The sequence below is a fragment of the Desulfosporosinus burensis genome, assembly GCF_054657535.1.
Window position 1 is genome coordinate 187007 of record NZ_BAAHYN010000006.1, and the last position, 26892, is coordinate 213898.

The 26892-nt window shown below is 40.9% G+C and carries 33 protein-coding genes; 29 read left to right on the forward strand and 4 right to left on the reverse strand.

Annotated elements, in window-relative coordinates:
• Positions 1–487: 487 nt before the first annotated feature.
• From bioF to bioA, 6 genes are read left to right on the forward strand one after another with little or no spacing between them, the layout of a single operon-like run.
• Positions 488–1666 (forward strand): 8-amino-7-oxononanoate synthase, encoded by a 1179-nt coding sequence (gene bioF, locus ACYQ3Q_RS12360; protein ID WP_459928842.1) that lies wholly within the window; start codon positions 488–490, stop codon positions 1664–1666.
• Positions 1667–1701: 35 nt separating this feature from the next.
• Complete coding sequence (locus ACYQ3Q_RS12365) at positions 1702–2562, forward strand: alpha/beta fold hydrolase (RefSeq protein ID WP_459929035.1); 861 nt, start codon at positions 1702–1704, stop codon at positions 2560–2562.
• A complete protein-coding gene (gene bioC / locus ACYQ3Q_RS12370; RefSeq protein WP_459928843.1) occupies positions 2559–3404 on the forward strand; it encodes a malonyl-ACP O-methyltransferase BioC in 846 nt (281 codons plus the stop codon). The genes ACYQ3Q_RS12365 and bioC overlap by 4 nt, the downstream gene beginning before the upstream one ends.
• 45 nt (positions 3405–3449) lie before the next feature.
• The gene (bioB, locus tag ACYQ3Q_RS12375; protein ID WP_045573204.1) at positions 3450–4415 is read left to right on the forward strand and encodes a biotin synthase BioB; all 966 of its coding nucleotides are present in this window, start codon (positions 3450–3452) and stop codon (positions 4413–4415) included.
• Positions 4412–5098 (forward strand): dethiobiotin synthase, encoded by a 687-nt coding sequence (gene bioD / locus ACYQ3Q_RS12380; RefSeq protein ID WP_459928844.1) that lies wholly within the window; start codon positions 4412–4414, stop codon positions 5096–5098. The genes bioB and bioD overlap by 4 nt, the downstream gene beginning before the upstream one ends.
• A gap of 16 nt (positions 5099–5114) precedes the next feature.
• A complete protein-coding gene (gene bioA, locus ACYQ3Q_RS12385; protein ID WP_459928845.1) occupies positions 5115–6458 on the forward strand; it encodes an adenosylmethionine--8-amino-7-oxononanoate transaminase in 1344 nt (447 codons plus the stop codon).
• 117 nt (positions 6459–6575) lie between these two features.
• On the opposite strand, the gene ACYQ3Q_RS12390 is transcribed toward bioA, so the two are convergent.
• Positions 6576–6740 (reverse strand): DUF255 domain-containing protein, encoded by a 165-nt coding sequence (locus ACYQ3Q_RS12390; protein WP_459928846.1) that lies wholly within the window; start codon positions 6738–6740, stop codon positions 6576–6578.
• Positions 6741–6809: 69 nt separating this feature from the next.
• Positions 6810–8375: a recombinase family protein gene (locus tag ACYQ3Q_RS12395; protein ID WP_459928847.1), complete on the reverse strand. Its 1566-nt coding sequence runs from the start codon at positions 8373–8375 to the stop codon at positions 6810–6812.
• A 455-nt stretch (positions 8376–8830) separates the two neighbouring features.
• On the opposite strand from ACYQ3Q_RS12395, the gene ACYQ3Q_RS12400 reads away from it, so the two are divergent.
• Positions 8831–9550, forward strand: coding sequence for a helix-turn-helix domain-containing protein (locus ACYQ3Q_RS12400; RefSeq protein WP_459928848.1), 720 nt, complete (start codon positions 8831–8833; stop codon positions 9548–9550).
• Between the two features lie 13 nt (positions 9551–9563).
• Positions 9564–9737 carry a hypothetical protein gene (locus ACYQ3Q_RS12405; protein ID WP_459928849.1) on the forward strand — a complete coding sequence of 58 codons (174 nt, stop codon included), beginning with the start codon at positions 9564–9566 and terminating at the stop codon, positions 9735–9737.
• A gap of 242 nt (positions 9738–9979) precedes the next feature.
• Here the strand turns inward: ACYQ3Q_RS12405 and ACYQ3Q_RS12410 are convergent, their stop codons facing one another.
• Both ACYQ3Q_RS12410 and ACYQ3Q_RS12415 read right to left on the reverse strand, forming a co-directional pair.
• Positions 9980–10855: an IS3 family transposase gene (locus tag ACYQ3Q_RS12410; RefSeq protein WP_459927236.1), complete on the reverse strand. Its 876-nt coding sequence runs from the start codon at positions 10853–10855 to the stop codon at positions 9980–9982.
• 23 nt (positions 10856–10878) lie between these two features.
• Complete coding sequence (locus tag ACYQ3Q_RS12415) at positions 10879–11166, reverse strand: transposase (RefSeq protein ID WP_459927235.1); 288 nt, start codon at positions 11164–11166, stop codon at positions 10879–10881.
• 185 nt (positions 11167–11351) lie between these two features.
• On the opposite strand from ACYQ3Q_RS12415, the gene ACYQ3Q_RS12420 reads away from it, so the two are divergent.
• The 21 genes from ACYQ3Q_RS12420 (at position 11352) to ACYQ3Q_RS12520 (ending at position 26719) form a co-directional block, all read left to right on the forward strand.
• Positions 11352–12089, forward strand: coding sequence for a P-loop NTPase family protein (locus tag ACYQ3Q_RS12420; protein WP_459928850.1), 738 nt, complete (start codon positions 11352–11354; stop codon positions 12087–12089).
• Entirely contained in the window at positions 12089–13351 is a 1263-nt protein-coding gene (locus ACYQ3Q_RS12425) for a DnaB-like helicase C-terminal domain-containing protein (RefSeq protein ID WP_459928851.1), read from the forward strand. The genes ACYQ3Q_RS12420 and ACYQ3Q_RS12425 overlap by 1 nt, the downstream gene beginning before the upstream one ends.
• A gap of 21 nt (positions 13352–13372) precedes the next feature.
• Positions 13373–14332: a toprim domain-containing protein gene (locus ACYQ3Q_RS12430; RefSeq protein ID WP_459928852.1), complete on the forward strand. Its 960-nt coding sequence runs from the start codon at positions 13373–13375 to the stop codon at positions 14330–14332.
• A gap of 377 nt (positions 14333–14709) precedes the next feature.
• Positions 14710–15354: a hypothetical protein gene (locus tag ACYQ3Q_RS12435; RefSeq protein ID WP_459928853.1), complete on the forward strand. Its 645-nt coding sequence runs from the start codon at positions 14710–14712 to the stop codon at positions 15352–15354.
• Positions 15355–15422: 68 nt separating this feature from the next.
• Entirely contained in the window at positions 15423–16088 is a 666-nt protein-coding gene (locus ACYQ3Q_RS12440; RefSeq protein WP_459928854.1) for a hypothetical protein, read from the forward strand.
• Positions 16089–16193: 105 nt separating this feature from the next.
• Positions 16194–17087, forward strand: a complete 894-nt coding sequence (locus ACYQ3Q_RS12445) for a PD-(D/E)XK nuclease family protein (RefSeq protein ID WP_459928855.1) — start codon at positions 16194–16196, stop codon at positions 17085–17087.
• Position 17088: 1 nt separating this feature from the next.
• Entirely contained in the window at positions 17089–17280 is a 192-nt protein-coding gene (locus ACYQ3Q_RS12450) for a hypothetical protein (protein ID WP_459928856.1), read from the forward strand.
• A gap of 1 nt (position 17281) precedes the next feature.
• A complete protein-coding gene (locus ACYQ3Q_RS12455) occupies positions 17282–17806 on the forward strand; it encodes a crossover junction endodeoxyribonuclease RuvC (RefSeq protein WP_459928857.1) in 525 nt (174 codons plus the stop codon).
• Between the two features lie 131 nt (positions 17807–17937).
• Entirely contained in the window at positions 17938–18243 is a 306-nt protein-coding gene (locus tag ACYQ3Q_RS12460) for a hypothetical protein (RefSeq protein WP_459928858.1), read from the forward strand.
• Between the two features lie 11 nt (positions 18244–18254).
• Positions 18255–18497, forward strand: coding sequence for a hypothetical protein (locus ACYQ3Q_RS12465; protein WP_459928859.1), 243 nt, complete (start codon positions 18255–18257; stop codon positions 18495–18497).
• Positions 18481–18636, forward strand: coding sequence for a hypothetical protein (locus tag ACYQ3Q_RS12470; RefSeq protein ID WP_459928860.1), 156 nt, complete (start codon positions 18481–18483; stop codon positions 18634–18636). Before ACYQ3Q_RS12465 ends, ACYQ3Q_RS12470 begins: the two co-directional genes overlap by 17 nt.
• 94 nt (positions 18637–18730) lie before the next feature.
• Positions 18731–20800, forward strand: a complete 2070-nt coding sequence (nrdJ, locus tag ACYQ3Q_RS12475) for a ribonucleoside-triphosphate reductase, adenosylcobalamin-dependent (protein ID WP_459928861.1) — start codon at positions 18731–18733, stop codon at positions 20798–20800.
• Between the two features lie 122 nt (positions 20801–20922).
• Positions 20923–21516, forward strand: a complete 594-nt coding sequence (locus ACYQ3Q_RS12480) for a dCTP deaminase/dUTPase family protein (protein ID WP_459928862.1) — start codon at positions 20923–20925, stop codon at positions 21514–21516.
• A gap of 16 nt (positions 21517–21532) precedes the next feature.
• On the forward strand, positions 21533–22093 hold the full coding sequence (locus tag ACYQ3Q_RS12485; protein ID WP_459928863.1) for a hypothetical protein: 561 nt from the start codon (positions 21533–21535) through the stop codon (positions 22091–22093).
• Positions 22093–22404: a thermonuclease family protein gene (locus ACYQ3Q_RS12490; protein ID WP_459928864.1), complete on the forward strand. Its 312-nt coding sequence runs from the start codon at positions 22093–22095 to the stop codon at positions 22402–22404. The genes ACYQ3Q_RS12485 and ACYQ3Q_RS12490 overlap by 1 nt, the downstream gene beginning before the upstream one ends.
• 22 nt (positions 22405–22426) lie before the next feature.
• The gene (locus tag ACYQ3Q_RS12495) at positions 22427–22735 is read left to right on the forward strand and encodes a hypothetical protein (RefSeq protein WP_459928865.1); all 309 of its coding nucleotides are present in this window, start codon (positions 22427–22429) and stop codon (positions 22733–22735) included.
• A gap of 1 nt (position 22736) precedes the next feature.
• On the forward strand, positions 22737–22943 hold the full coding sequence (locus ACYQ3Q_RS12500) for a hypothetical protein (RefSeq protein WP_459928866.1): 207 nt from the start codon (positions 22737–22739) through the stop codon (positions 22941–22943).
• Between the two features lie 74 nt (positions 22944–23017).
• Complete coding sequence (locus tag ACYQ3Q_RS12505) at positions 23018–23680, forward strand: hypothetical protein (RefSeq protein WP_459928867.1); 663 nt, start codon at positions 23018–23020, stop codon at positions 23678–23680.
• Between the two features lie 95 nt (positions 23681–23775).
• Complete coding sequence (locus ACYQ3Q_RS12510; RefSeq protein WP_459928868.1) at positions 23776–26109, forward strand: DNA polymerase; 2334 nt, start codon at positions 23776–23778, stop codon at positions 26107–26109.
• A 104-nt stretch (positions 26110–26213) separates the two neighbouring features.
• Positions 26214–26534 carry a hypothetical protein gene (locus ACYQ3Q_RS12515; protein ID WP_459928869.1) on the forward strand — a complete coding sequence of 107 codons (321 nt, stop codon included), beginning with the start codon at positions 26214–26216 and terminating at the stop codon, positions 26532–26534.
• Complete coding sequence (locus tag ACYQ3Q_RS12520; RefSeq protein WP_459928870.1) at positions 26534–26719, forward strand: hypothetical protein; 186 nt, start codon at positions 26534–26536, stop codon at positions 26717–26719. Before ACYQ3Q_RS12515 ends, ACYQ3Q_RS12520 begins: the two co-directional genes overlap by 1 nt.
• Positions 26720–26892: the final 173 nt, after the last annotated feature.

A 26892-nucleotide genomic window follows, 5' to 3' on the forward strand; every position in this document is an offset into this window, starting at 1 on the left:
GTATTTTTACAGGTATTTATAAATGAGGCTTGATGGTGAAATTGTTCACAAGTAGATGAATAATGATTTAGTAATAGATCATTAAGGCTAAGAATTAAAATAAGCCTGCCAAATGGCAGGTTTATTTTATGTTCTTAGGAGTTTTGTAGAAGGGCTCTGAATGCATCAAAGCTGTGGGCTAAGATCTCATAAGCGTTAGAGATAACCTCTTTGCCCCAAGTTTGAAACGCTTCGGACGTTGACCTCTGATCGTCCTGTGAGGAGAGGTCGTTGATTGGAGAAGAGAGGGTCGTAGGTTTAGTGGGGAGAGATCGCTGGGATTGGCAGAGGGAGATACCTCAGATAATATCATTAAGTTGACAATTATTTGGATAGAATATATATTTATTGTAAACCAAAATATTATAACTAGTTTACAATAGTAATGCGTAAATATATATTTATGAAGGAATTAGAAGCTAAGTATCAATAAAAAGGGGCAGAGTGGATGAAAAATTTTTACACGAATCTGGAAAATGCGTTGCATAAATTAGATGAACAGCATCTTTTCCGAGAGATGAAAATTGTACATGGGGCATCGACCGAATGGGTGGAGATCAAGGGAAAAAAGCTATTAAATCTTAGCAGCAATAATTATCTGGGCATTGCTGATCATCCTATGTTGAAAAGAGCAGCCATTCAAGCGATTCAACAATCGGGCTGTAGTGCTACTGCGGCACGCCTGATAGTGGGAAACTACGAGTTGTATGATCAGGTGGAAAGAGACTTAGCCCGGTTTAAAAACACTGAAGCAGCTCTGATATTTAACTCCGGATATGCGGCTAATGTGGGAATAATTACGGCTCTGGTAGGCAGAGGAGATATAATCATCAGTGATAAACTCAACCATGCCAGTATTATTGACGGTGCCCGCCTGAGTGGGGCAGAAATTCTGCGCTATAAGCATAAAGATATGGCAGATTTGGAGCGGTGTATGCAAAAGGCGGAGGGTTACAGTCGTAAATTGATTGTCACTGACAGTGTCTTTAGTATGGACGGAGACCTTGCTCCCCTTCCTGCAATAGTAGAATTAAAGGAAAAGTACAGAGCGGTTTTGATGATAGATGAAGCCCATGGGAGTGGAGTCTTTGGAGAAAACGGCCGGGGATTAGCGGATTTCTACGGGGTTTCTGATCGGGTAGAAATTAACATGGGTACATTGGGTAAGGCTTTCGGCTGTTCCGGTGCCTATGTAGCTGGGCGGAAAGTATTAATAGACTATCTGTGTAATAAAGCTCGCAGCTTTATTTTTACCACGGGTCTCCCACCAGCCGTCGTGGCCAGTATCCAAGCGGCCATTCAGGTAGTACAACTGGAGAATTGGCGGCAAAAAGATGTTTTGGCTAAAGCTTCCTGGGTGAGGGGAGAACTAGCCAAGGCAGGATTCAATTTGTTAAACAGTGAAAGCCAGATTATTCCTATCTTAGTAGGGGATAATGAAGTAACTCTGGAGTTTAGTAGCCGCCTTTTTGATGTAAATATCTTAGCAGTGGCTATCAGGCCGCCAACGGTACCACCCAAGGCAGCCCGCTTACGTTTGACTATTATGGCCACTCACAGCAGAGAAGATTTGGCTTGGGCAGTGGAACAGATAAAGCTTATCGGTCGGGAACTGGGGATAATTTAAGAGGGAAGTGAACGGAGATAAATAATATCGTACTTATTCATGGCTGGGCCTGTGATGAAAGTATCTGGCAGGAGACCAAAAACTACCTAGAACAAAAATATCGCTTGTATACTATTAACTTGCCTTCAATAAAAAATATGCATAGTTATCGAGATGCTGTGATTGAGTTGATTGAGCAAAAGGGTCTGACTAGAGTAGTTTTGGTAGGTTGGTCTATGGGGTCCCTTGTTGCCATCCAGGTGGCAAGTTACCTTCTACATAAAGTACAGGGATTGGTATTAGTCAGTGGAACGAGTAAATTTCTAGCAGAAACGCAGACACAGGAGGTTTTGGGTAGCGGAACCTTTCTCGAAGTGGATACAGATAATAAAAATAACGGGGATTCCATAAAGAATGCGTATTCAATAAATAACTCTATGAAGTATGGAGAATATGCTAAGTACCACAGGGTACGTTTGATGGAGCTTTATCAGGGAGGTATTCCTTCAGTATTGGTAACAAAAATGAAAAAACGACTGAGTAAAAATCCGGAGAGAACTTTGAATGACTTTTACAAGCTGATGTTTAGTTCTAAGGAGCAGGCTCGGGAATTGGATGACAAAATTATAGACAATTACCTCTGCCATGGACGGATATGGGATCTTCTCGAAGCCCAGTCTGGTTTAGATTTTCTGATGGAAGCTGATGTCAGGGCATATTTGCCCAATATTACTTGTCCTACTTTGTTGCTTCATGGTGAAGAGGATAACCTTTGTCCCTTAGAGGGCGCTAATTTTATTGAACGGCAGTTACCCTGTGCTCAATTAGTCAGTTTCCCCGGAGTAGGACACATCCCGTTCTTAACTGAATTTAGAAATTTTCATCAAACTCTAGAGGAGTGGTTATCTGTTCTATGATGGTAAATAAACTGCAGGTGCAAAAAAACTTTGGTCAAAGTGCAGCTACTTATGACGATTATGCTATAGTTCAGAAGGAGATGGCTAGGGAACTCCTTGCTAAGATCAAGAGCACGGAGCGTCGCTTTCAGACCATATTAGAGATCGGCTGTGGTACTGGTTTTTTTACAGAACTCCTTGCCAGAGAATACCCAAAAGCCCTAATTACAGCGGTTGACATTGCTCCGGAAATGATCGATTTAGCTAAAGATAAGTTATCGGGTTTTGCCAATATTAGCTATTTAATAGCTGATGGGGAAAAGCTGCAAATAGGTAACGAATCACTAGGCGCCCCATCCTTTGACTTAATTGTATCCAATGTAGTTTTTCAGTGGTTTACCGACTATGCCAAGCCCTTAGCTCAGTACTATGCATTGTTAAATACCGATGGTTATCTGATTTTTAGCACGCTTGGCGCCGGAACCTTTAAGGAATTATATGTTTGCTTGAATAATAGCTCAAAGGTTAATACCCAACATGAGCTAAGTTGCCGTGAAGGGCACACAAAAAGGGAACCATTTATTGAAGGCAAATGCCTTCATGACTACTTAATTAGAACTGGATTTAAGTTTGTTAGTGTAGAAGAAGTCACAAAACAAGAATATTTTAGTTCGTGCCGCGAATTTTTAAGAGCTTTAAAAAAGATTGGGGCTAATAATTACCTTGTTAGGGAACTGGTTGTACAGGGGATAGGTTCTGGCATTTTTTCTCTCATGAAGAGCTATGATTCGATGTTTATTAATGAGCAGGGGGTGTTTGCCACCTATCAGTGTTTATTTGGCTGGGGGCAGAGAGATATATAAGTGAATATCTAAATAAATTTTAAGGAATATTGGTGGTGTTTGTAGATGTCTTATATTAAAAAACTAAAAAATAATATTATTAATGGTTACAGAATAACAAAGGAAGAGGCTCTATTACTTTATGATTGGCCCCTTGATGAACTGTTAGCGTTGGCTAATGAGATTAGACAAGTTTTATGTAAAAACGCTTTTGATATATGCACAATAATTAATGGAAAAAGTGGGAATTGTTCAGAGAACTGTAAATATTGCGCCCAGTCAGTACATTTTAAAGCTTGTGTCGAGGAGTATTCACTACTTTGTGGAGAGGAGATTTTAGACAGTGCTTTAACCAATTACCAAAAAGGCGTGCTTCGCTTCTCAGTTGTTACATCTGGACGTGGTTTGGATAATAATGAGATTTTGGATATTTGCGATACATACAAGTCAATTAAAGAAAAATGTAACATATCGTTATGTGCTTCTCATGGCTTATTAACCTATGAGCAGTTCAAACTGCTTAAAAAAGCAGGGGTTACAAGATATCATTGTAATCTTGAGACATCAAGAAGATTTTTCCCAAATATCTGCACTACGCATACGTATGATGACAAAATAACGGCAATTAAAAATGCTCAACAGGTAGGATTTGAAATTTGTAGCGGTGGTATTTTGGGGCTTGGAGAAGAATTTGAGGATAGATTGGATATGGTGATGGATTTAAGAGAGCTTGGCATTAGGTCCATACCTGTTAATATTCTAAACCCTATTGAAGGTACTCCTTTGGAGCATAACCCAAAGCTTTCCGACGAAGAGGTACTAAGAACAATTGCTATTTTCAGGTTTATCATTCCTGATGGCGCAATTCGCCTTGCAGGAGGCAGGGGGTTGCTTGCTGACAAAGGTAAGAGAGCCTTCTTATCTGGAGCTAATGCTGCTATCACGGGTGATATGCTTACTACAAGCGGTATATCTATTAAAGAAGATAAAGAAATAATAAGTGGCTGCGGGTATAAGGTGCAAATGCTATGAGTAAAGGAATATTTATCACTGCAACAGGTACAGATGTTGGTAAAACCTACATTACTGCATTAATTACAAAAGCTTTATGTGATCATGGAATAAATGCAGGGTACTATAAAGCGGTACTTAGCGGAGCAGAAATAATCAACGAAAAGATTATTGCTGGTGATGCCAAACTTGTGTTTGATTGTGCAAAAATTGAAAAAGAACCGAATGATTATGTTTCCTACATTTTAAAAACTCCTGTCTCACCACATTTAGCGGCAGAACTTGAAAACGTTACTATTGAACTTAATACTATTTATAGTCATTTTAATCGGATTAAATCAGAATTTGAGTATATAACGGTTGAGGGAAGCGGTGGCATTATATGTCCAATACGGTTAGATGGTGAAGTGATAATGCTGACTGATATTATTAAAAAACTAGGGCTTGAAGTGCTTATAGTTGCTTCAGCAGAACTCGGAACAATAAATCATACTGTTTTGACAGTTGAATATGTAAAACAACAGGGTATTTGCATTAGAGGAATTATTCTTAATAATTATGACGACAAAAGCTTTATGCACAGGGATAACAAACAGATTATAGAAAGGTTGACTGGCATCGAGGTGATTGCAATGGTAGAGAAAGGTGCAAAAAGGCTGAATGTGCAAAATGATATGCTGTGCAGCTTATATAAGGAGATTTGAAAGGAGATTTGAGTATATGAATCTTGTGGAAAAAGACCTTAAATATATTTGGCATCCATGCTCTCAAATGAAGGACTATGAAGAACTTAAACCAATCGTTATAAAAAACGGAAAGGGTGCTTATATCTTCGATATAAACGGGAAGAGATATCTAGATGCTGTATCCTCTTGGTGGGTAAATCTTTTTGGCCACTCAAACAACAGGATAAATAGAGCAATTAACGAACAAATAGAAAAACTGGAACACGTTATTTTTGCAAATTTTACCCATGAACCTGCTATTCAGCTTGCAGAAAAAATAGTGAATATTACTCCTGATGGATTAGATAAAGTTTTCTTTTCAGATAATGGTTCGTCTGCTATCGAAGTTGCATTAAAAATGAGCTTTCAGTATCATCAACAAACGGGAAAAATAAAAAAACAACGGTTTGCGGCATTGCAAAACGCATATCATGGTGAGACTTTAGGTGCTTTGTCAGTAGGAGATCTTGATTTATATAGCAACGTTTTTAATCCACTTTTGCTCAATACATTACGTCTTGAAAGCCCTGATTGTTACCGATGTGTATATGGTAAATGTAGAGATAATTGCAATTTTGAGTGTTTTGCGAACATGGAAAAGGATATTATATTGCATCATGAAGAACTGTGTGCTGTTATTATAGAACCATTGATACAGTGTGCTGCCGGTATGAAAATGTATCCACCTGCTTATCTAAAAAGGTTAAGAAAATTATGTGATGAATATGATATACATCTAATTGCAGATGAAATAGCTGTTGGTTTTGGGAGAACAGGTAAAATGTTTGCCTGTGAGCATGCAGGAATTTCACCGGACATCATGTGCCTATCAAAGGGGATTACAGCAGGGTATCTTCCACTTGCCCTAACCTTAACTTCAGATAAAATATATGAGACCTTCTATGGTGATTATTTAGAGCACAAGGCATTCATGCACAGCCATAGTTATACTGGCAATCCGATATCTTGTGCAGTTGCAAATGAGTCACTAAGCATTTTTGAAACTGAGGATATAGTTGCAAAGAACAAATTTACCGCAAAGTACATGTTAGAGTGTGCAAATACCTATTTCTCTGAGAGTAAAAATATCGGTGAGTATAGACAGATAGGAATGGTTGGAGCTATTGAGCTGGTTATGGATAAAAACACAAAACAGAGTTTTGAACCGCAAAAACGCATAGGTTATGAAGTGTATAAGAAAGGCCTAAACAAAGGTATTGTAATTAGACCTTTAGATAATGTGATTTATTTTATGCCACCTTATGTTGTTAATCAAAATGATATTGACTTTTTATATTCTCGAACTTTAGAATCTATAACTGAGGTTTTAAATCAGTAATGCGTTCTCTTGTCGAAAGCGAGGGTGGTTCGAGGAAACAATGAGTTGATGTTCATAAAGTAATTATTGGTTCAAGAAACGTACATGCCATCAGTGACATGTAAACTTCGTGACCCACTAGGAATACCCAATAGATAGGAAAATAGGCTTGTTCTCAGCCTTCGCTTTCTGAAAAGCTTCATCTCCCCAAGGAAACCAGTTTACAGGGTTGTTTGCGTGTTGGAGTAGATATGGTGATTTTTCCTTGGATAATCTATTGGGTATTACTATAGTAGCAGTCATCGGCAACACCTCCTTTACAGTTAGTATGCCGATAGTATATCCCAGAGCAACTTTAATTACTTTAAGTCCCTATAGAAAATTTACTTCTATTACATAAGTGTCATCTTTCCTATCCCAAACAATGTGGGATATTATGGACTTATACAGTTCATTTAATTCTGTATCAGTAAGATTTCCTTTTGCCATCTGTTCCTTGAATTTGTCGATGATATTCAAACGTTCCATATCGGTCATTTCTTTGCTGTTGTTCAGCTTTATTTGAAGGAGATTGAGTTTTGTTTCTGCTTGATCGAGAGAAACTTTGAGATCAGCTTTTCTCTGCCTAGCTTCCGCTGGTGTGTAGTATTCTTCCTCTACAAGATCATCAATCTTTACGAGCTTACGCTCTAACTTGGATATTTCGGTAAGGGTCATGTCGATCTCTCTTAACAGGCTTTTATTGTCGGTAATATCACCAGACGTAGACTGTCTTAATTCCTCTTCATATACTGCTAACTGCTCTAATATAACTGTGCGAACAATGTCTGTCTTTCCTCCACTGTTGCCACATTTATTACCGTATTGATCTCTGTACCAGCAGGGGAGTATCTGTCCTATCTGTTTTCTATCTGCTCTATATCTGACTACCATGGTGTGTCCACACTTTGCACATTTCAGCAATCCAGAAAGGGGATAGATTCTACTACCTTGTTTCCTTGGTGTGGTTGGGATTACTCTGGAGAAAAACATTTGCACTCTTTCATGCTCTTTTACAGTCTTTACTGCTTCATGACAGTTATCCACTATTACCCATTCGCTTCTTGGAAAATAAACAACGTCCTTACTGTCCTTGCTTCTTTTTACTTTGTGACCATCACCAGCACTTTTGTTAGAGATAACTTTACCTAAGTGTGTTTCGTCTAACAGAATCCTCTGGATAGTGTTACCGTGCCATCTGCCGTTCCTTGGTGAAGGTTTTCCCTGCCGATTTAACTCCCAAGCGACATGATCCGCTGGCACATTTTCTACAATAACTTTCTCTAATATATAACGATATATTTCATACTTTTCTTTGTTAACTACCAGACCTTTTTCATTTCTGTACATTTCTTTGTTTTTTTCGTCAAACCATTCCTGATATTCGTATGGATACGGTGGAGTACCGTTTGTCCAGTCACCTCTTCTTGCTCCTTGCTTCTTACCTCTTTTTAACCGCTTCTTGATCTGCTTGTACTCAACCCTTGCCATTAGTCCTTCGAAGTCAGAGTACATATCATCGCCATCATCATTTAAGTCATACACTTTATTAGGAGTTACAATAAAAGTACCTGATCTGCGGAGTACATTCTTTATCCTTGCTTGTTCCTCACCGTCACCCCTGCTTAATCTGTCCATATCCATGACAACTACTGCGTCAAACAGATCATTCTCAATATCTTTCAGTAACTGAATCATTTTAGGACGGAGGTCAATGCTGTCGGAAGTTCCAATCTCTGAGTATTCTGTGTACCTCCAACCTTTTATCTTACAGAGATCTTCAAGATCAGTTCTGTGTTTTTCTAAATCTTCTTCTTCCCCTCTGGATTTACGGAGATATAATGCAACATCTTTTATCTCGATTACAGGTTGCGGTGCGTAGCTACTTCTTGCTTGCATTGTCCACCTCTTCGTATATTTGTTATTACGGATATCCGTTATACGCAGTATAGCAATAGACTAGCAAATAAGCAATAGGTAAGTCACAACTGTATGATTTTACCTACATAATAAGTGTAGAGGATAATTAACCTCTCAGTAACTTACTTCTCATTCCATTACTCAATCATCTCCTCCTCTCTTACTAATAGCACTGGCTTAACTGCTGGTGCTTCTTTTTTTTTCTACAGCAATAGTCCATTATAAAAATTGATATGGCAGAAAATCCAGTGAAAGCAAGGCTTACAGGGATTTGTATTATAAAATCTGATATGTAAGTAAAGTATTTAACAGTACTATATGTATTTACTTTAATATTACTTGGGTTATAAAAATTGAAATAGAAAAAGTCACAAAGATAAAACATCCCCTACATGATTACTGTAAACCAAAAGAAACTGTAGGGGGAAAGAGAAATGTGTAATGAGATTTTTATTCTGGATCGCAAGCTTAAAGAAAACGGTGATAGTGAGTTATTCTTGACAATTCCAATGGAGATTCTGAAGGCTGCTTTGCTCGGCAATCTATCTGGCAATGAGTTCAAGATGTTTGTAGCGATAGCAAGCTTCATGGATGACCGTGGGGAATGTAGTCCTTCTCAGGAGACTCTCAGTGTCTTAACAGGTATGGCAATAGCTACTACGAACACTGCTATCAATGCATTGTTGAAGAAGAGAATCGGAGACTCACCAATATTACACAGGGAACTGGTCGGTAAGGGTTCAACTAAGTACTCCATGTACCGTATACCTAAACTGAACGAAGAGAATGTCCTAGCAGCAGAAACTGCAAACAAGCCGATGACTTCTCCAGAGGTTATGAAGCTGTTTAGAGAAAAGTATCAAGAGAAGTATAATGTCCCTTATAAGCCTGATTACCGTAGAGAAATGGGAATGATTAAGAAGTCGCTACTGCCCAATTACACTGATGAGCAGATCGTGGTAATGATAGAGACTGTGTTTGATGAGTTCGACAAACGTTGGAAGCAACCACAGTATCCTGCTCCAACAATAGGAGCGATCTGTAGCTGGCTGGGTGGGCAAGCTTTAAAACTCAGTGCTGACAGGGTTAAGGCAAAGACCGCAGTGTCCAAGTGGGATGAACTTGAAAACACTGATGAAGATTTAATGCTGTAAGGAGGTAGACCCTGTGGATATTGTAGGCAAGAAGGGTTACAAGAAGACTGGATATTTCAGTGGTCTTATCGGGACTATTGCAAAAGGTGACGGTGTTGTTGGTTTTGAACATCTGTATAAAATTGTGTTTAAAAATGGTAGTGCTGTTATGGCTTCTAAGAAAGACATTCAGGTTATAGAAGAATAGTCAACTGGAGTTGTCAAATTTGGTTTAGTCCCTAAACTCGTAATTTTAGTACCAATTTATGGTTATAATATAACTGGCTCTTATCTACAGGCAGGATAGTGAAATGCTGGAGAGCAACACGAGCGGCCGGTAGAGTTCTGCTAAGGATAGCCAGGGGATATATTTAATCACCCTGGTATCTTTATTTCTATCCTTAGGAGAACCAAAAAGCGATAAACTCAAGAGGCGAAGCCTCTTAACTGTTACACCGCTTGGGGTAAACGCTCTCGATAATACTGTGAACGCATTACTAGGGGCGGATAACCTCCGTTTGGAGTGTAAATTCGTTTCCGATTGTAATAGGTTTCTATAAATCTAAACACTATGCTTTTAATCTTTTCCATACTCATTGTTTCGGTTCTGAATTTATAGATGCTTTCTTTCTTTAATGTGGCAAAAAAGGACTCCATTCTGGCATTGTCATAACATTTACCAGTACTGCTCATACTCTGTTTCGCACCATGCTGGGCGAGTGCTTGACGGTAGATCCCGCTTGTGTATTGACTACCCCTGTCCGAATGAAAGACCATCCCATAGGCTTGATACCTCTTAACACCCGAGGTAAAGGCTTCGACACATAGCTCGGCTCTCATGTGATTTGCCATTTTAAATCCCACGATACTTCCATCGAAACAATCCAATACGGCGGCTAAATAAAGCTTTCCGTCAGCCGTTGGGATTTCTGTGACATCTCCAAGCCATTTTTGATTGGGTGATACTGCAGAAAAGTCTTGTTTGATGAGATTGGCACTGGCTTGAGCGGCTAGATCTGCTTTGGTTATTCCTCTACAGTGATGTTTCTTCTTGAGCATAAGATGGTTGATTTTACAGAGCTTAAGGATTACATAATAGCTACCGGTATAGCCTTGATAAAGTTTTAAATGGAGATAAATCCTGTATGCTCCATAGTCCGGGTTGTCCGCACGAATTTGAAGGATCTTAGCCAAAAGTTCTTCGTATTTGTAAGGCTTGGACTGCCTTTTTAACCACTTATAATATCCGGCTTCACTAACCAGTAATACTCTGCACATGGTTTTTATGCTGTGCTTGGTTTTCTCTTTAGTTTTGTGAAACCACATCCAATGAAAAAGCTCTCGTGCAGCTATTTCTTTTGGCTCTCTGCGAAAAAACCTAAGGCCCTTTTTAGAATATCATTGGCGGCTTCAAGGTCTTTAATCTTCTTTTCCATTGCTTTGGTTTCAGCTGTTTTTGGGTCAATACGTTTATGTCCGCTGCCAACAAAACTTACTTCTCCATACCGTTTTGATTGATTTTTCCATGAGTATAGCGTTGTTACTGGAATCCCCAGTTTCTCTGAGGCAGCCGTCGTCCCTAATTCGTAAGACAACTTGATGGCCTCTTGTTTGAAGTCTTTGTCGTATTCTCGCATCTGGATTTACCTTCTTTCGTTTTTCCTATTCTTACCAGAATTACGAGTTTTCTGACTTAACTAAAATGATACTACTCCAAACAGGTAACACAGGGGAGCAGAAATGCTTCCTCTTTTTTTATGTCACAAACTGAAAGTCTCACCTACATGACTGTTGAGAAATGGAGAGTAGGAGGTTGATTTCAGTGGACTGTAAGTTAAGCAAAACATGTAAGCGATTCAACACAGATCAATGTAATGTCACCTGTTATCCTTACGTGTTCCTGCATGGGACTAACGGTAAAGGTGGATTCTGGGAGACTACAAACGTCCCAAGGAAGTATAAGGCTTCTTTCCGAGAGAATCTGCCAATCGAAAAGGATAACCCAAAAGTACACATTGCTGTAAATCGTTATATTGACGAAGTTCTTGACAGAGTTCAGCGAACAAACAGAGGTATTTACTTCAGTGGCACTACAGGCACAGGGAAGACAACGGTTGCTATCACTATCCTAAACGAATATCTGATCGCCAGATGTGTACAGCACCTTAAAGGTGACAAGAAGATAGAAGTCAATCCAGTGTTGTTTATTAGACTGGCAGAGTTACAGAACATCTACAACAGCCAATTCAGAGGTTCGTCAGACATGCAGAATGACAGTGCTGTAAAGTACTACAAGTTCAAGCAGAGGATGAAAGAGGTTGACCTGTTAGTTGTCGATGACATTGCTCTACGTGGGTGTCCAGAGGGTTTCATGAATGAACTGTATGAGATTATTGATTACCGAGCCACAGAAGACGCTACAACACTCTTTACATCGAACGTGCCTTACAAGGAATTACATGAATATGTGGGTGAGCGTATTGCCAGCAGGATAAAAGGAATGTGCGGTAATGAAGTGTTCCTAAAAGGTACGGATCACAGAGATGGAGGATTATTCTAATGGAAAATAAGTTGCTGAGTAAGGTTATAGACGAACAGAATATCTCCATTCTCTACAAAGGGAACATCACTGCGGAGGACTTTTATACCCAGTCTGCTACCTACAAATTCCTTATTAACTACAGCAAGCAGTATGGCGAAGTTCCTCCAATGGAAACTGTGGTGGCTGAGTGTAAGAATTTCGAGTATGCACCTGATGTCAAAGACAATTTTAACTACATGATTAAGTCCGTTAAGAATGCCACTGCCAAAAGAAAAGCGTTTGAGTTATTGCAGAAACAGGCTGGAGAAAAGTTCTCTACGCTACAAGGTGTAGATTTTGTAAACTGGCTGGCTGAGTCGGCTAACAACATTAAGGAAATGGTCGAATCTGATAGTGGTTTAGGTACTAACTTTGCTGTCAATGGAAAAGAAAGAGCTAACAGCTATATGGATCGCAAAGAAAACCGATCAGGCAAATATATCCCTACTCCATATCGCTCTTTGACTCAGTGGCTCGGTGGTGGATTTGAACTTGGTGATTTCATACTGTTGAACGCTTACACCAACAGAGGTAAATCGTGGATCGCCAGTCAGATCGGTGTCGTGGGATGGAATGAAGGATTCGGAGTCATACACTACTCTCCTGAGTTATCTAAGAGCCAGCAGTTGGACAGGCTTGATACTTGTTTTGGTCACTTCAACAACACTGCTCTAAAGGCTGGAAACTTGGACAATGAAGAGACATTCCTCAGTTATCTCAAGGGATTCAATGACACCAACGAGACTCCCTATATGGTGAAGACGATGGAAGATTTAAACAAGGGTCTCTCACTCGAAGTAATAGAAGCTGATCTCCAAGCTAACCCAGATATCAAGATGGTGATTCTTGATGGTTTCAATTTGATCGCTCATAAGACAGGTAAAGGCAGTTCCAACAGGGACGCAATGAGCAACACTTCACGGAGACTTCGCCAGTTATTCGGACAGTACGGTGTTGTTGGTCTGGTAGTACATCAAACTCCGACCAGTGCTGAGAAGGATAATATGGAGAAGGACGAAGCTGGAACACGTATGGTCAAGCCACCCCTCCTCCATCAGTACAGCGAGACTGTGGCTCTTATCCAAGACAGTTGCACAATAATAAATTTCGATCAGTTCCAAGGAGTCGGCAAATTACTGTTGGCAAAAGCGAGAACACCATATGTCAACAGCGAGTTAGAGTTGCACTGTGATTTTAATTTAGGATTTATCAGGGAAGTTGAAGCTGTAGATTTCTTCTAGGGCAGCAGGAGGTAACAGATTATGCAAATTAAAGATCATGATTTAGATGTTGATATCCTAGAGGAATTGCAGTACTTCGACTGGACTGGGGAATCGGTTAAGGGGATTAAGTTCATAGCTTGCTCCCCTTTCCGTACAGAGAGAAATCCGTCCTTCGCAGTTAACCTAGAAAATGGCACTTTCATGGATTCTGGTAATGATGATGAATACTTCCGTAAGGGAAACTTTATCAAACTGCTGGCACTGCTCCGCAACGAAGAGTACGAAGATATCGAGGATTATCTGATCTGGAAGTACACCAGCTACCTCGCGGATACAGAATTACTTGAACTACGCATGAAGCTGACTGTTGATGAAGGTAAAAAGGAACTCCGTTATATAGACCGTTCCGACATCACACACCTGTACCAGCAACGCTCAGATTACCTCACAGGACGAGGTATTTCTCTTGAGGTACAGACATTATTCCAGACAGGCTATAACCCTCAGAATAGAACTATAGCTTTTCTGTGGACAGATAAGCAGGGTAGGATAATCAACATCAAATACAGGAGAACTGATGTCAAAGCTTTCTTTTATCAGAAGGGTGGGCAGCAGATCAAGCACCATGTCTTCGGCATTTACCAGTGTATTCAACACAAGGCTAAAAGGGTCTTTATCTGTGAGTCCGAGATTGACGCTATGACATTGTGGACATATGGATACCCAGCAGTCGCAGTGGGTGGAAGTTCCCTTTCGGAAAACCAGAAAAGGATATTATTGTCATCTGGAATTGAAGAGTTAGTTATAGCTACAGACAATGATAAAGTTGGTGGCAGATTTAGAGAATACCTCACAGAAGAGTTTGCTGGAAATCTTGTGATCCTGAGTTTTGCCTTCCCTGACAGAGTGAAAGATATCAATGATATGACAGGAGAACAAATTCATAAGGCAGTTCAAACCCTTGCCACGCCTACATTCTCATTCTTAAACCTCGGCTAAACGCTGGGGTTTTTCTTTGTTATTGCTCTCAACATTTTTTTGCCTAAGTCATCTGTTATACTAATAAGCGTGATAACTAATGGGGCATATAACTACCAATAATTTACGTCTATGTAATCTAACGTATATACGTTACACTAATACAAGATAAACAGATCCTTACAAATTAAAGAACTTCCTTACAAATCCAAGGAAAAAATCCCTAATGAGTCCCGATTCAATTACCAGTCGGGGGCTTACTTTTTTATTGCCTTCTTTCTAACGGATATTAGTTATAACCGAAAAAGGTATAACGGAAAAATGATTTTAAAAAGTTTGTCACAAGTCAGGTCACTTCCCTACATGACTTATGAAACCAACGAAGAGGAGAGAAAAAAATGACAAACACAGAGATGATTAACGGATTGGCAATGAACGCTTCTAAGGATGGTGGTGCTTTCAATGAACTTTTTCTAGCAGTAGAGCCACAGTTCCAAAAGATTGTGGACAGCTACCTCATTAAGAACAACTTAACTGGATTCAACTTTGACCAAGCTGATTACATTTCAGCTACTGGACAAGCCATGTGGGAATGTGTTGCTGGATATGACAGTGCTAAAGGTAACTTCATGCCAAGAGTAGCAATCTTCGCCTTCAAACGCATGAAAGAGGTCACTGACTACAACTTGGCTGGTAAACGGTTCAACAAGGCTCAAAGTGCTGTCAGCTATGACCAGTTGTTTGGAATGGAAGAGTTTGCTATTAACTTCAAATTTGACAATGAAGATTACCTCTCTGCAAGTAACCCTGACATTGAGGTTACTGATGAATCCAATGAGACTGAGCAACTAATCAACGAGTTCATCAAGCATGACAAAGACGGTGAGGTAATTGAAATCCTACTGTCTACTAACGATACCAAACTCCGCAATTCTCGTTTTGTTAAACTCTTCGGACAGTACGGTGCGACTGAGAGAAAAAAGGTACAACGTGCTAGAGAACGTCTTCAAACACACCTAACATCAAATGGTGTTTTGATATAGAGATTCAAACAACAAGGGTAAAAAACCCAAATTAAAGCTGGCGAGCAGAAACGCAGGAGGTACTTCAAATGGCTTTAGTAACAGGTAAGGGTTCAGAGATTAATTTCAACAGCAACGTAGATCTCAAGAAAGTTTATATCCGTTTGAAAGAGAATGAGTCAGTCCGAGTTCGTGTTCTTGGTCTTACCGATTATGTTGAGTACAAAGCACACAGCGAGTACGCTTTGAAGGTTTACACCCAGCCTTGCCCAGAGCCTAATGGTCAGCCTTGCCCACTGTGTGTTGCCAGCAAATCAGGTATTGACGGTTTTGACAAGTTATATGGTAAGAAGCGTTATCTCTTCGCTTTTGCAGACATCGACACTGGTGAACTTCGCGTTTGGGATTGTAGTAAATCTCAAGCAAAAGATTTACTCGGTCAGATCAAAGAGTATGAAGAAGATATTGCGGAAGTCGCATTTAATTTCAAACGTACTGGTCAAAAGACAGAGACCTCCTACAAGCTTAACCCGATCTTGAAGATGAAGGGTGACGATGTGGACAAGTTCCATAAGTTCGATGATGTAGAGGTTGAGTTGACTTTCTTCGAGTCTTGCTTAGTTCCACGCTCTGAGAAGATGATGTTGGATATCCTCAATGACGCAGGATTCCCTATGGCTCAATACTTCCCCAACTACACCCCAGAGGGAGAACAAGCCGCACCAGCTACCGAGGACGATCAGCCTAACTTCTAAATTAAATAAGGATCAGGGAGGGCAGAAAATGCTCTCTCTTTTCTTTTTGTCAAGCGTCACAAACTGGAAGTTATCCCTACATGACTTATGAAACCAAGAAAGGGGATGGCAAGATTGTCGTTAGTCAAGAAAGTAGACCTGAGTGTTGCTGTGGAAGTAGACAGTCGCGGTAATGAGTTAGCTGGAGCATTGTTCAACCAGTTCAACACATTCCACAGCAGAGACTACAGACCAGACAAAGAGGTAGAGAGAATTGCCTTTCTACAGAAGACTTTGGAATTTGACCTAGTAGGAGTTAAGACTCCCAGACCTTCCACTTATATCTTCAGTCCATCAGGTGCGTCTAAGTGTTCGCGAGAACTGTATTTAAAGGCTCTCGGAACTAAGATCGAGGATGATAAGTATCCCTATCACAGACGATGGACACGGAACTCTACAGCAGTCCATGAAGCTGTCCAGAAGGATTTGCTTTATATGTCAAAGGTACTGCCTAATCCAGCGTTCACAGTAAAAATGGCAGAAAACGGATTACCTTGCTGGGAAGAGAACTTGAAAACATTCGTAGAGGTTGTTCATAACGGTGTCGAGTTCGCGGTCTTAGGCATGATGGACGGTGTTCTGAACTACACCAAGGATGGAGCAGAGATCGGGTTCGAGTTCAAGACCAAGAGCAACAGTATCGGACAGGTTGGCAATTACAAGATGAAAGAGCCAGCACCATATCACAAAGAGCAGTGTACAGCTTATAGCATTTTGTTCGGAATGAGCGAGTTTATCCTGATGTATGAAGCTGTAGCTAAAGACCAGTGGAATAAGGGTGCGGAAGCAAAGTCTGATATTCGGACGTTCTATTACAAAGTCACAGAGGAAGCTAAGACAGCACTGCTAGACAAGTTCGCCAATGTTGTCAATGCAGTAGAAGCCAAAGAGACTCCACCAAAGCAAGAAGACAAGTGCGTGTTCTGTCAATACAAACATTTATGTGAAGGAGTAGATTAAGATGGCAAATTTCATTACAGCATTACTGGTTATCACTATTGGTATCGCTGAGTTCTTAGGGATCGCTTGGATTCTGAAGTTTGCCCTTACCTCTTTCGTTGCTGGTAATATTACGATGTTGTCAACTGGCAGTTTATTACTTGTACTTCTATGGTTAGGTTGGAAAGACAGTAATACCAAGAAGGTACAGTAACTTGGCAAATAAAAATGTAAAGCGTTTGCTGGCGATGGACTTATCCATGTCCTTCCCAGCCTTCGCAGTAATAGACATCGTAATGGGCAAAGCATTAGTCAAGGAAATTAGATACACGGATAACAAGTCGGGTCAGTTCCCCAAGCTGTCACATGCTGAGAGATTAGATAGGATCGCCAAGGACATCATTCAGATATTTATTGATTACCCTGATATTGAAGCAGTGGTCAGGGAGAAAGGTTTTCATAGATATGCCAATACTACGCAAGTCCTATTCCGTGTGGTCGGTGTGAGTGACTTGAAAGTGTTTGAAGCTTCGGGGATCACCAAGATAGATGAGATCGCTCCTACTTCGGTTAAACTGTTGATTGCTGGTAGTGGTAAGTCCAGTAAAGATGAAGTAGCAGCTGGTGTCAGAGAACATTTAGTTCCTCTACAGAAGGATATAGATTTCTACACTGATGACTGTTCGGACGCTGTAGCAGTGGGTATCGCTTGGATGATTAAGCACGGACTACTAATTTAAAAAAGTCACAAAGGTTACACCGAAGGCAGGAAATTACTTCCTGTCTTTTTTCTATTCTCTTCATGTCACAAAACTGGTCGCAGTCCTACATGACTCATGTAAGCAACAAAATTCTAAGGAGCGATTTAGCAATGAGAAAAGTTAACGAGGTTGAAGCTAAGTGGATTCAATTGGTCAGCAGTGTGGGGCTGGATAAGAAGTCAATAGCAGATCGGTACAACTACAAATACATGGATGTTGTCAACGTACTTCGCGGAAATGCCTACAGTCATGTAACAGGTATTCTCAATCGGAACATCGGTTCAGAAGAAGTCACCGTTGTCAAGTACCTTCTTAAACAGGAACATCCGTACAGAGAAATCGCAAGTTTCGCTGGCATTGACGCTAACAAAGTCAGGAATATCAGGGGTTATCTACAGCACAAGAAAGTGATTTAGGAGGAACAGACATGGAAGTTGAAGTTCAGAACATGACTGCTATGGAGTTCATTCAGTTCCGAATAGATGTAATCACGGAAGAGATCAGCGAGTTAATCCTTGAACTGGAACGACTGTCCCACAGTCCTAATGAGTTGGGTTTCACAGCAGGACGGATCACAGAGTTAAACTACGAAATCATCCTGTTGAAGAAGTATTTAAGGCAATGGCAGGATCGCTTGGAAGAGGAAGATTTATATGAAGATAGAGATTAGCATAACCCTCGATGACCAGTCCACTAGGTGTATAACAAGGTTCATCAGTGAGTTTGAACTGGAAATGGCTAGATATCCAGAGAGCATTGTTTCTAACCTGATTGATGAAATGTACGAAAAGTTGTTTGAGAAACAGTAACAAAAGTACTGGGGGGAGCGTTGTTATCCCCCTTTTAAGTTAGATGAGATTATAACCCGACTATCGGGATTAAGAAGCTGTAGGAGGAAATGAAATGTTGTTGACCGATACGTTTATTAGTAAGTACGAGGGTTTAACACCCATGAAGCAGTTAGGCTCTTTTGTTTATTACAGGACATATAGCAGATGGATACCTGAGTTGAACAGACGAGAAACTTGGTTAGAAACTGTTCGCAGAGCAGTCGAATATAACTGTTCCTTAGACCCAAACTGCACCAGAGAAGAAGCAGAAGCACTCTTCGATAATGTATTCAATCTCAGAACTTTCCTGTCAGGACGGACATTCTGGATTGGCGGTACAGAAGCAGTAGAACAGCACCCATTAGCAAACTTTAACTGTAGTGGAATTGTGTTAAACAAGTTCGAGAAGCTAACTGAACTCTTTTATGCTCTCATGGTCGGCACTGGTGCTGGATTCAGAGTAATGATTGATGAAGATATATCTCAGCTACCTAAATTATGGAATGTAGCTGTGGCTCATAAAAAATACAAAGCTAAAGAAAAAGGTAAACGGTCTGAAAGTACGAGTCTTAGATTCCGTAGAAACAATAAGCAAGCAGTTATCCACGTAGGAGATAGTAAAGAAGGCTGGACGCAGGCAATGCGGTTCTACTTCGATATCATCACCAAGAATGAGTATCGTCACATTGAGAAGATTACAATCGAGTATGATTCTGTCCGACCAAAAGGTGAGCGTCTTTTAAGATTTGGTGGAACTGCGTCAGGGCATTTCGCATTACAGAATCTATTTTCCAAGATTACAAATGTTATTCACAGCAAATTTAAAGGTGCAGAGCAGTATGTAGCTGTAGAATCAGTAGATATGCTTGACTTCGCTAATATAATCGCCGAAGGAGTCATCGTGGGGGGAGTCAGAAGATCGGCAGAAATTGGCATGATTTCGGCTTCTGACACGAAATGTATTCAAGCTAAGAATGACCTCTACACGCAAGATAAGGATGGCAACTGGATAATCAATCAGGACATCATCTATCGCTCACTCAGCAACAACACTATCATTCACTGGGACAAGCCTAGTCGCGAGTTCTGGAAATGGCAGTTCCAACAAATGCGGTACAGTGGAGAGCCAGCTTTCTACAATGGTGAACACGCTAAGAGGAGAAACCCATTCTTTAAACTAACTAATCCTTGCGGTGAGGTACTTCTTGATGACGAGCAGACCTGTAATCTCGTAACAAATAATGTCATGGGATTCGTAAAAGACGGTGTTCTGGATTTAGTTGCACTACTAGAAGCACAGCGTCTAAATGCAAGAGCCAGCTACAGAATGACTCTCGTAGAACTTGAATTACCTGAGTGGAACTTCAAGCTTCATAGAGATCGGTTACTTGGTGTTAGCTTGACAGGATGGCAAGACATGGTTAATGCTACAGGACTGGGCAGTGGTACTCAGATGGCGGCGTTGGAATCACAGAAAGCGATCCTCAAAGCACTGCGAGACTCTGCTAGAAAAGGTGCTGACCAGTTAGCTGATGAGTTGGGTCTCAACCGTTCCCTGCTAGTCACTACTGTTAAGCCAGAGGGAACACTATCCCTACTTCCTACAGTATCATCAGGACTTCACTTCTCTCACAGCGATTATTATATCCGCAGAATTCGTATCAATGCCGAGGACGCACTGGTCAAAGTCTGCATGGCACTGGGCTATCGTGTTGAGCCTGTTGACGGAAGTACATGGGAAAACGCTACTACGTTAGTCATTGAGTTCCCTGTCAAATCTCCAGCAGGACGCACTAAATTCGATGTCTCTGCTCTTGAACAACTGGAGATTTACAAGATGTTCATGGAGTATTACGTAGATCACAATGCTTCTATCACAGTCCATGTAAGGGATAATGAGTGGGACGCTGTAGAAGATTGGGTTTATGAGAACTGGGATTCCTGCATTGGAATTAGCTTTATTTCTCTAAGTGATAGCTACTTTACACAAATGCCTTATGAAGCTACTACGAAAGAGGACTATGAAGCTAGAGTTGCTGAAATGAAAGAGTTTGACCCTAGATTGCTTCTACGCTTTGAGAAAGGTGAAGCGCATGAGGAGGATAACAGTGAGTGTGTTTCTGGTGCTTGCCCAATAAAATAATTAAAACAACAGAGGGAGCGTAACTGCTCCTTCTTTTTTTGTCTTTTTACCAAGTCACAAAGCGATCTCGACACCTACATGACTTATGAAACCAGAACAAAGGAAAGCAAGGAGGAAACAACATGACGCATGATTACCGAGCAGATAACGAATTCGCACCAGTTATGAAACTCAGAGGATTTGAAGTGGTTTCACAGGCTCATAGGACACACGTTGATGTACAGCTACCTGTCAGGGGTACTAAGACTTCAGCAGGATATGACTTCTTTGCCACAGAGGAATTGGTTATTAAGCCACAGCAAACCGTCAAGTTCAAGACAAATGTTAAGGCTTACATGGGAGCAGATGAAGTGCTTCTCATTGATATCCGCAGTTCTATCGGCACTAAAAAAGACCTGATGATCGCCAATACTCTCGGAGTTGTTGACAGTGATTACTACGAGAACGTGGACAATGACGGAAACCTGATGATCGCTTTGAGAAACCTCAAACCAGCACTCGAAGCTACAGGATTGTTTGTAGAGGTTGTTGATACTGAGGGAGTCCCAGTCGGTATTCCTTTTATCGCAGATATGAATGAGAAGAACACAGTGGTCATTAAAGCTGGGGAACGAGTAGCACAGGGGATCTTCGTCAAGTTCTTAGAGTCTGACAACTGCAACACAGAGAACGAACGAGTCGGTGGAGTAGGAAGTACAAGCAAGCAACACAAGTAAAAAACAGGAGGAAACCATGAAGATAGATTTTTTAAAGGTTATCGGTAATTGGTTAGATGTCAAGGGAGCTACTAGGAACACTGTTGGCTTGGAGGGAGCAGGGAAAGAGCCTGACTCTCTCTGGAAACGCAGACTTCTTATGTCAGAACACAGTCCAATTCGTAAACTGCACATCGCTTGGAAATGGCTAGGTTTACCCTACTGGGTATCTGTACACTTCGTCCGTCACAAGTACGGTATAGAACACTGGGTGTCCACGCAGAGGATAGATCGGGCAGGACAAGACCGTGATATCAAATCCCAGGACTCTGTTGTTATGCACGAATCAGAAGCCAATGCACAGGCACTTATCACGATCTCTCGCAAACGGCTATGTAGTGGGGCAAGCCCAGAGACTCGGCTGGCATGGCAGAAGGTTAAAGCAGAGGTAGCCAAAGTAGAGCCTGAGTTAGCTTCTGTAATGGTCAAAGAGTGTATCTACAGGGGATTCTGCCCAGAGTTCGTGTCCTGTGGTTATCACAAAACTCCAGCGTTTGCAAAAGAACTGGCTGAGTATAGAAAGGGGATCAACGACTGATGTATATGTTTAATGCAGTAATTGACCGAGTGATAGATGGAGATACCTTTGTAATGACAATTGACGCAGGATTTAATATGTTTACCAAGCAGAAGGTGCGGTTGCTCGGAATCAACTGCCCAGAAATGAGTACTCCTGATGGTCGAGCAGTTAAAGCAATTGTTGAAGATATGTTAGCTGGTAAATCAGTGGTAATTCAGACAACTGAAAAGGATAGTTTTGGACGGTGGCTCGGTACTGTTTATTTTGATGGCATGAACGTAAACCAGTGGATTTTAGATAATAGGTTTGCAGTAGTGTACACGAAATAAACAGTGCTGGGGGGAATGATGAATGTCAAGGGCAAGATTGCTTTATGAAGATAAAGAATTCAGACTACTGAAGTCAAGGGATTATGTTGTAGTCAGAAAGGATCACCCATATGAGTTCCACAGCCACTTCCAGAAGTATACTGGGGCAATGAGCCTGATCAGCTTATTCTACAAACGACTTATACCCTCAGAAGAGTACTTCCGTATTGCTATGGAACGGATAATTACAGAAGCAGAACACGAAGATTTTGCAGAACAACGAGTAAAGCAAATGTATTTTAACGTAAATAAGAAAGGTGTTAGAGGTAACAAAAGGTGCAGGAGGCAATAGTGTGGGAATTTTAGTTGGTATTTTATTTATAAATTCGATTTTAATGGCAATAACCATCTGGCTGTTAAATATCAAAATCAATAGTATAAGCAACGTGCTGGCCGATTTGTCAATAGATATCATGGTGTACGAGAGCTATAAAGAGCATGAGAAAAGAAGACAATTGGCAAAAAGAACTTCAGATAAAGTTGGCAACTGGACTAAATAGATGTCACAAAAGGTAAAGCAATCCTACATGACAAGTGGGAGTCACAAATTAAAAGAAAGCTGGAGGAAAACGAAATGAGATCATTAGCTACTTTGATCAGACGGTATGGGGTTATGTTCTTTGAGGGTTCAGAAGTAGAACAGGTTGAAATTGCAAGGGAAATTTACAAGGAGTTTATTGATCTCGGTGTATTAAGTGGGGAAATGGCTGATTATGAGTTCAATATGCCACTACTGGCTGATTTTACTTTGCCTGATGAGGTAAAAGAAGCACTAGCAGCGGAACTTGAGGTTATTGCAGAGGATGACTTAGATGAGTTTGTGTCAACTGAGGAATACGACATCTATGAATATGCAGAGATTGACACACTTTACACGATGTCCTTGGTTCGGATGAACTTAGAACGCAGAGATAAAACCACTGAAATGATTCCCCTTGTATTTACAGCACTAAAAGATATCACGCTGTATGTAGATAATAAGTGCGTAGTAGAATCTGCTGAGAATATCATGACTGGCAGGGACGCAGACATCGGTACTTTCGGATTGTTAGCTGTAGAGGACGCAAAGGACGCTCTGGACAGTCTGGGCATTGAAGGTATGCTGATAGCTGAACAGATTCCAGAGAACGCTGTAGCAGTCATCGTGCTAATCAAAACAAACAAAGATCATGATATTATGTTCGATTCTGATATGTACGTGATCCATGAAGCAACTGAATATGTAGCAAGGATTTAACAGTACAAAGGTGTGATGTGGAGGTAATTACCATGTCACACTCTTTCTTTTTCTCCTACATGACTTTCAGAGAGAGTTTATCAGGAGGAATTGACATGGAGTTAAAACTGGATTTAAAGCTGGTGGACACTGAGCCACAGAAAAAGGAAAGGGTGAAAAAGGCTAAGGAAAAGAAGGTCACTGCGTCCTACGAGCCAACTTGGGAAGAAGTATGGTACACAGGATACGGCAATAAAAAAGCAGATGGAACATTTACTAAGAAAGGTATTCTCAAGTCTAAACTCTCCGATCTGGACAAGGGTAGACTACTGGAAGTAAAGACCGCAATCGACAACGGTGAGATCGGTACTGGTGTAGAGTCACTAAAGAAATTCAGCAAGTCACACGCATTTACACTATATAAGGCACTGATGGACAGTAGAAGAGACAAGATCATTGCTAAGATGATTGCTGAGAAGCCTGATAACTACCACCTGATCAACACTCAGGACGCTTTTGATAATCTGTTAGTTGACTTGAAGCATGAGAAAGAGACAGGTCTTGACACGGAGACCAACGGATTAGACTACGATAAGAATCACATTGTAGGTATCTCGATCACACTGCCAAGAGCAGATTATCACGTTTATATCCCTGTGAGACATGAGTTGGCATTAGTACAACAGCTTTCACCAGAGATCGTATTCCATGGACTGCGGAAGTACTTAGAGGACAGCATTATCGGTAAGGTACTGCATAATTCCAAGTTCGACTTCCATATGTTCTTGAGAGAAGGCATTATGGTTGAAGGTCTGCTGATGGATACCATGATTGCTATGAAGATATTGAACGAGAATGAGCCATCCTATGCTCTTAAAAATCTCTCTACAAAATATGGTAAGTACTTTGGGTTTGAAGATAAGTCCAGCACCTATGAAGAATTGTTTGGTAAGGGTGGATTTGAGCGTACCCCACTTGATATTGGTACTGTTTACGCTTGTAAGGATACCCACCTGTGTTATGAGTTTTACAAGTGGATAGATACCCAGTTCAAGAGACTGCCGAAGCTGGGCAAAATCTACTATGAGATCGAGTTGCCGAATACATTGGTAGCTTTCGATATGGAGAGAAATGGATTCCTTGTAGACTTAGAGTTCGCTGAAGAGTATACCAAGACTTTACGAGTCAAAGTAGAGGGATTAGCTGATCAATTAAAAGTTATCTTCGGTGATATCAACATGAATAGTAATGAGCAGTTGGCTAAAGTTCTCTATGATGACTGGGGATTAGAAGACAAGAGCAAGAAGCGATCCGTTGACGCTGACACCATTAAGTTCTTAGCAGAAGATAACAAGAAGCTGAAAGTGCTGCTGGAATACAGGGAAATGAATAAGCTCCTGACCACTTACTTTGAAGCACTGCCACAGAAGATATGGGACAGGGATGGTAGACTGCATGGTTCTTTTAATCAGACAGGGACAGGTACAGGACGTTATTCCTCTAATAATCCTAACCTCCAGAATATCCCTCCAGAAGCGAGACCGATGTTCATTGCTCCCAAAGGGAAAGTCATTATCGGAAAGGACTTATCACAGATCGAGCCACGCTGCCTTGCTTATATGTCAAAGGACAAAGAGTTCCAAGCACCTTATCTAAACAAAACAGACTTGTACTCGACTCTGGCCAGTAAAGTGTTTCAGATCGCTATGGAGTATTGTCTGGATGGAGCATATGACCCGACCCACACCTTTAAGCCGCGGAAAAGGATGAAGACAGGCTTACTCGCGGTCATGTACGGAACATCCACGTTTACACTATCAAAGCAGTTGGAGATAACTCAGGAGGAAGCAGATCAGTTCATTGAGGACTTCCTGAACAATTACCCAGAAGCCAAGGCTTATATGCAAGCTATCAGGGATTTTGTCGATGAACATGAATATGTAGAAACCTATCTCGGACGCAAGAGAAGATTCCCAGGACACAAACAAGTAGCTATCAAGTACAAAGCAGTGGTCAAGAAGATCGAAGTTATCTGCGGTAAAGTGCCATCTAACATCTGGGCAAGTGATCTGCCTTACAAAGTGAAGCAAGAGTATTGGGCAGTGGCAAAACAGTATAGTCGCGTAGCACGACAGGCTGTTAATGCTGTAATTCAAGGCTCAAGTGCTGACTATATCAAACAGGTTATGCTGCGAGTTAATGCTTATTTAAAAACACTTGGAGAAGATTATAAGATGATCGGTTCTATCCATGACGAAATTCTAATGGAAGTTCCCGACACGATCACTCCTGAGATCATCGCTGAACTAGACAGAATCATGACCTCGATAGAATGGTTCAACTTCCCGATCAAGACCGATACCGTAGTCATGTACCAGTGGGGAAAAGAAATCCCAGTATCCGATTGGATGGAAAACAGAGAAGAGTACAACGAGAAAAGGGTGGCTTAACAGCTATCCTTTCTTTTTTTCTGATGATGGTTGCTATGTCACAAAAGCAGTTTTTCACCTACATGATCAGTGTAAGGGAGATAAACAACAAGGAGGAAAAAGCAATGGATAGATTCGCTGATTTCTTTGGCACTTTCAAGTATTACAACGAAGCTAAAGTCACTGCTGAATGTGAGACCTGTGGTTGCGATATTAAAGAGGGCGAAGAGGTCTACAACAATCCCATCACAGAGGAATACTACTGTTGTCAGGACTGTGCGATCAAGAGTATAGGATTTGTGCAGATCGTAGCAGTCGAGAGTGTATGCGAACAGTGTGGTGCTATTCTTTCTGCTGAATCAGAGTCAGTAGCGTCATGTGGGGATGTTTTCTGTGATGAGGATTGCTTACTACAATACAATGAAATTTCGGAGGTAGAAGCCTAATGGCAGATATAAAGAAGCTGATGGATGATTTGCAGAATGAGTTGGTTACTGGTATCGCAGAGGAAGCAATTAAGGTATTCACAGAAACAGGTTCTGAAATTACGCCAGATAAAGTTACAGGATTTGTCCTAGGGTATCTTCATTCTCTTTTTAAAGAGTCAGAGCGTAGGAGGAAATCACAATGACACTGTTAGATCGACTAGGTAATGACTTCTGGGTGACTGCTGACAGGCGGTTCTACTTCTTCTTTGAAATGGAAGATAGTCACCTTGAAAATACAATAAGTCTACTCCAACGTAAAGTACAGTATCTACAGTTGATGTCTGGACGAGATACTGATCGTCACCCCATAAACTGG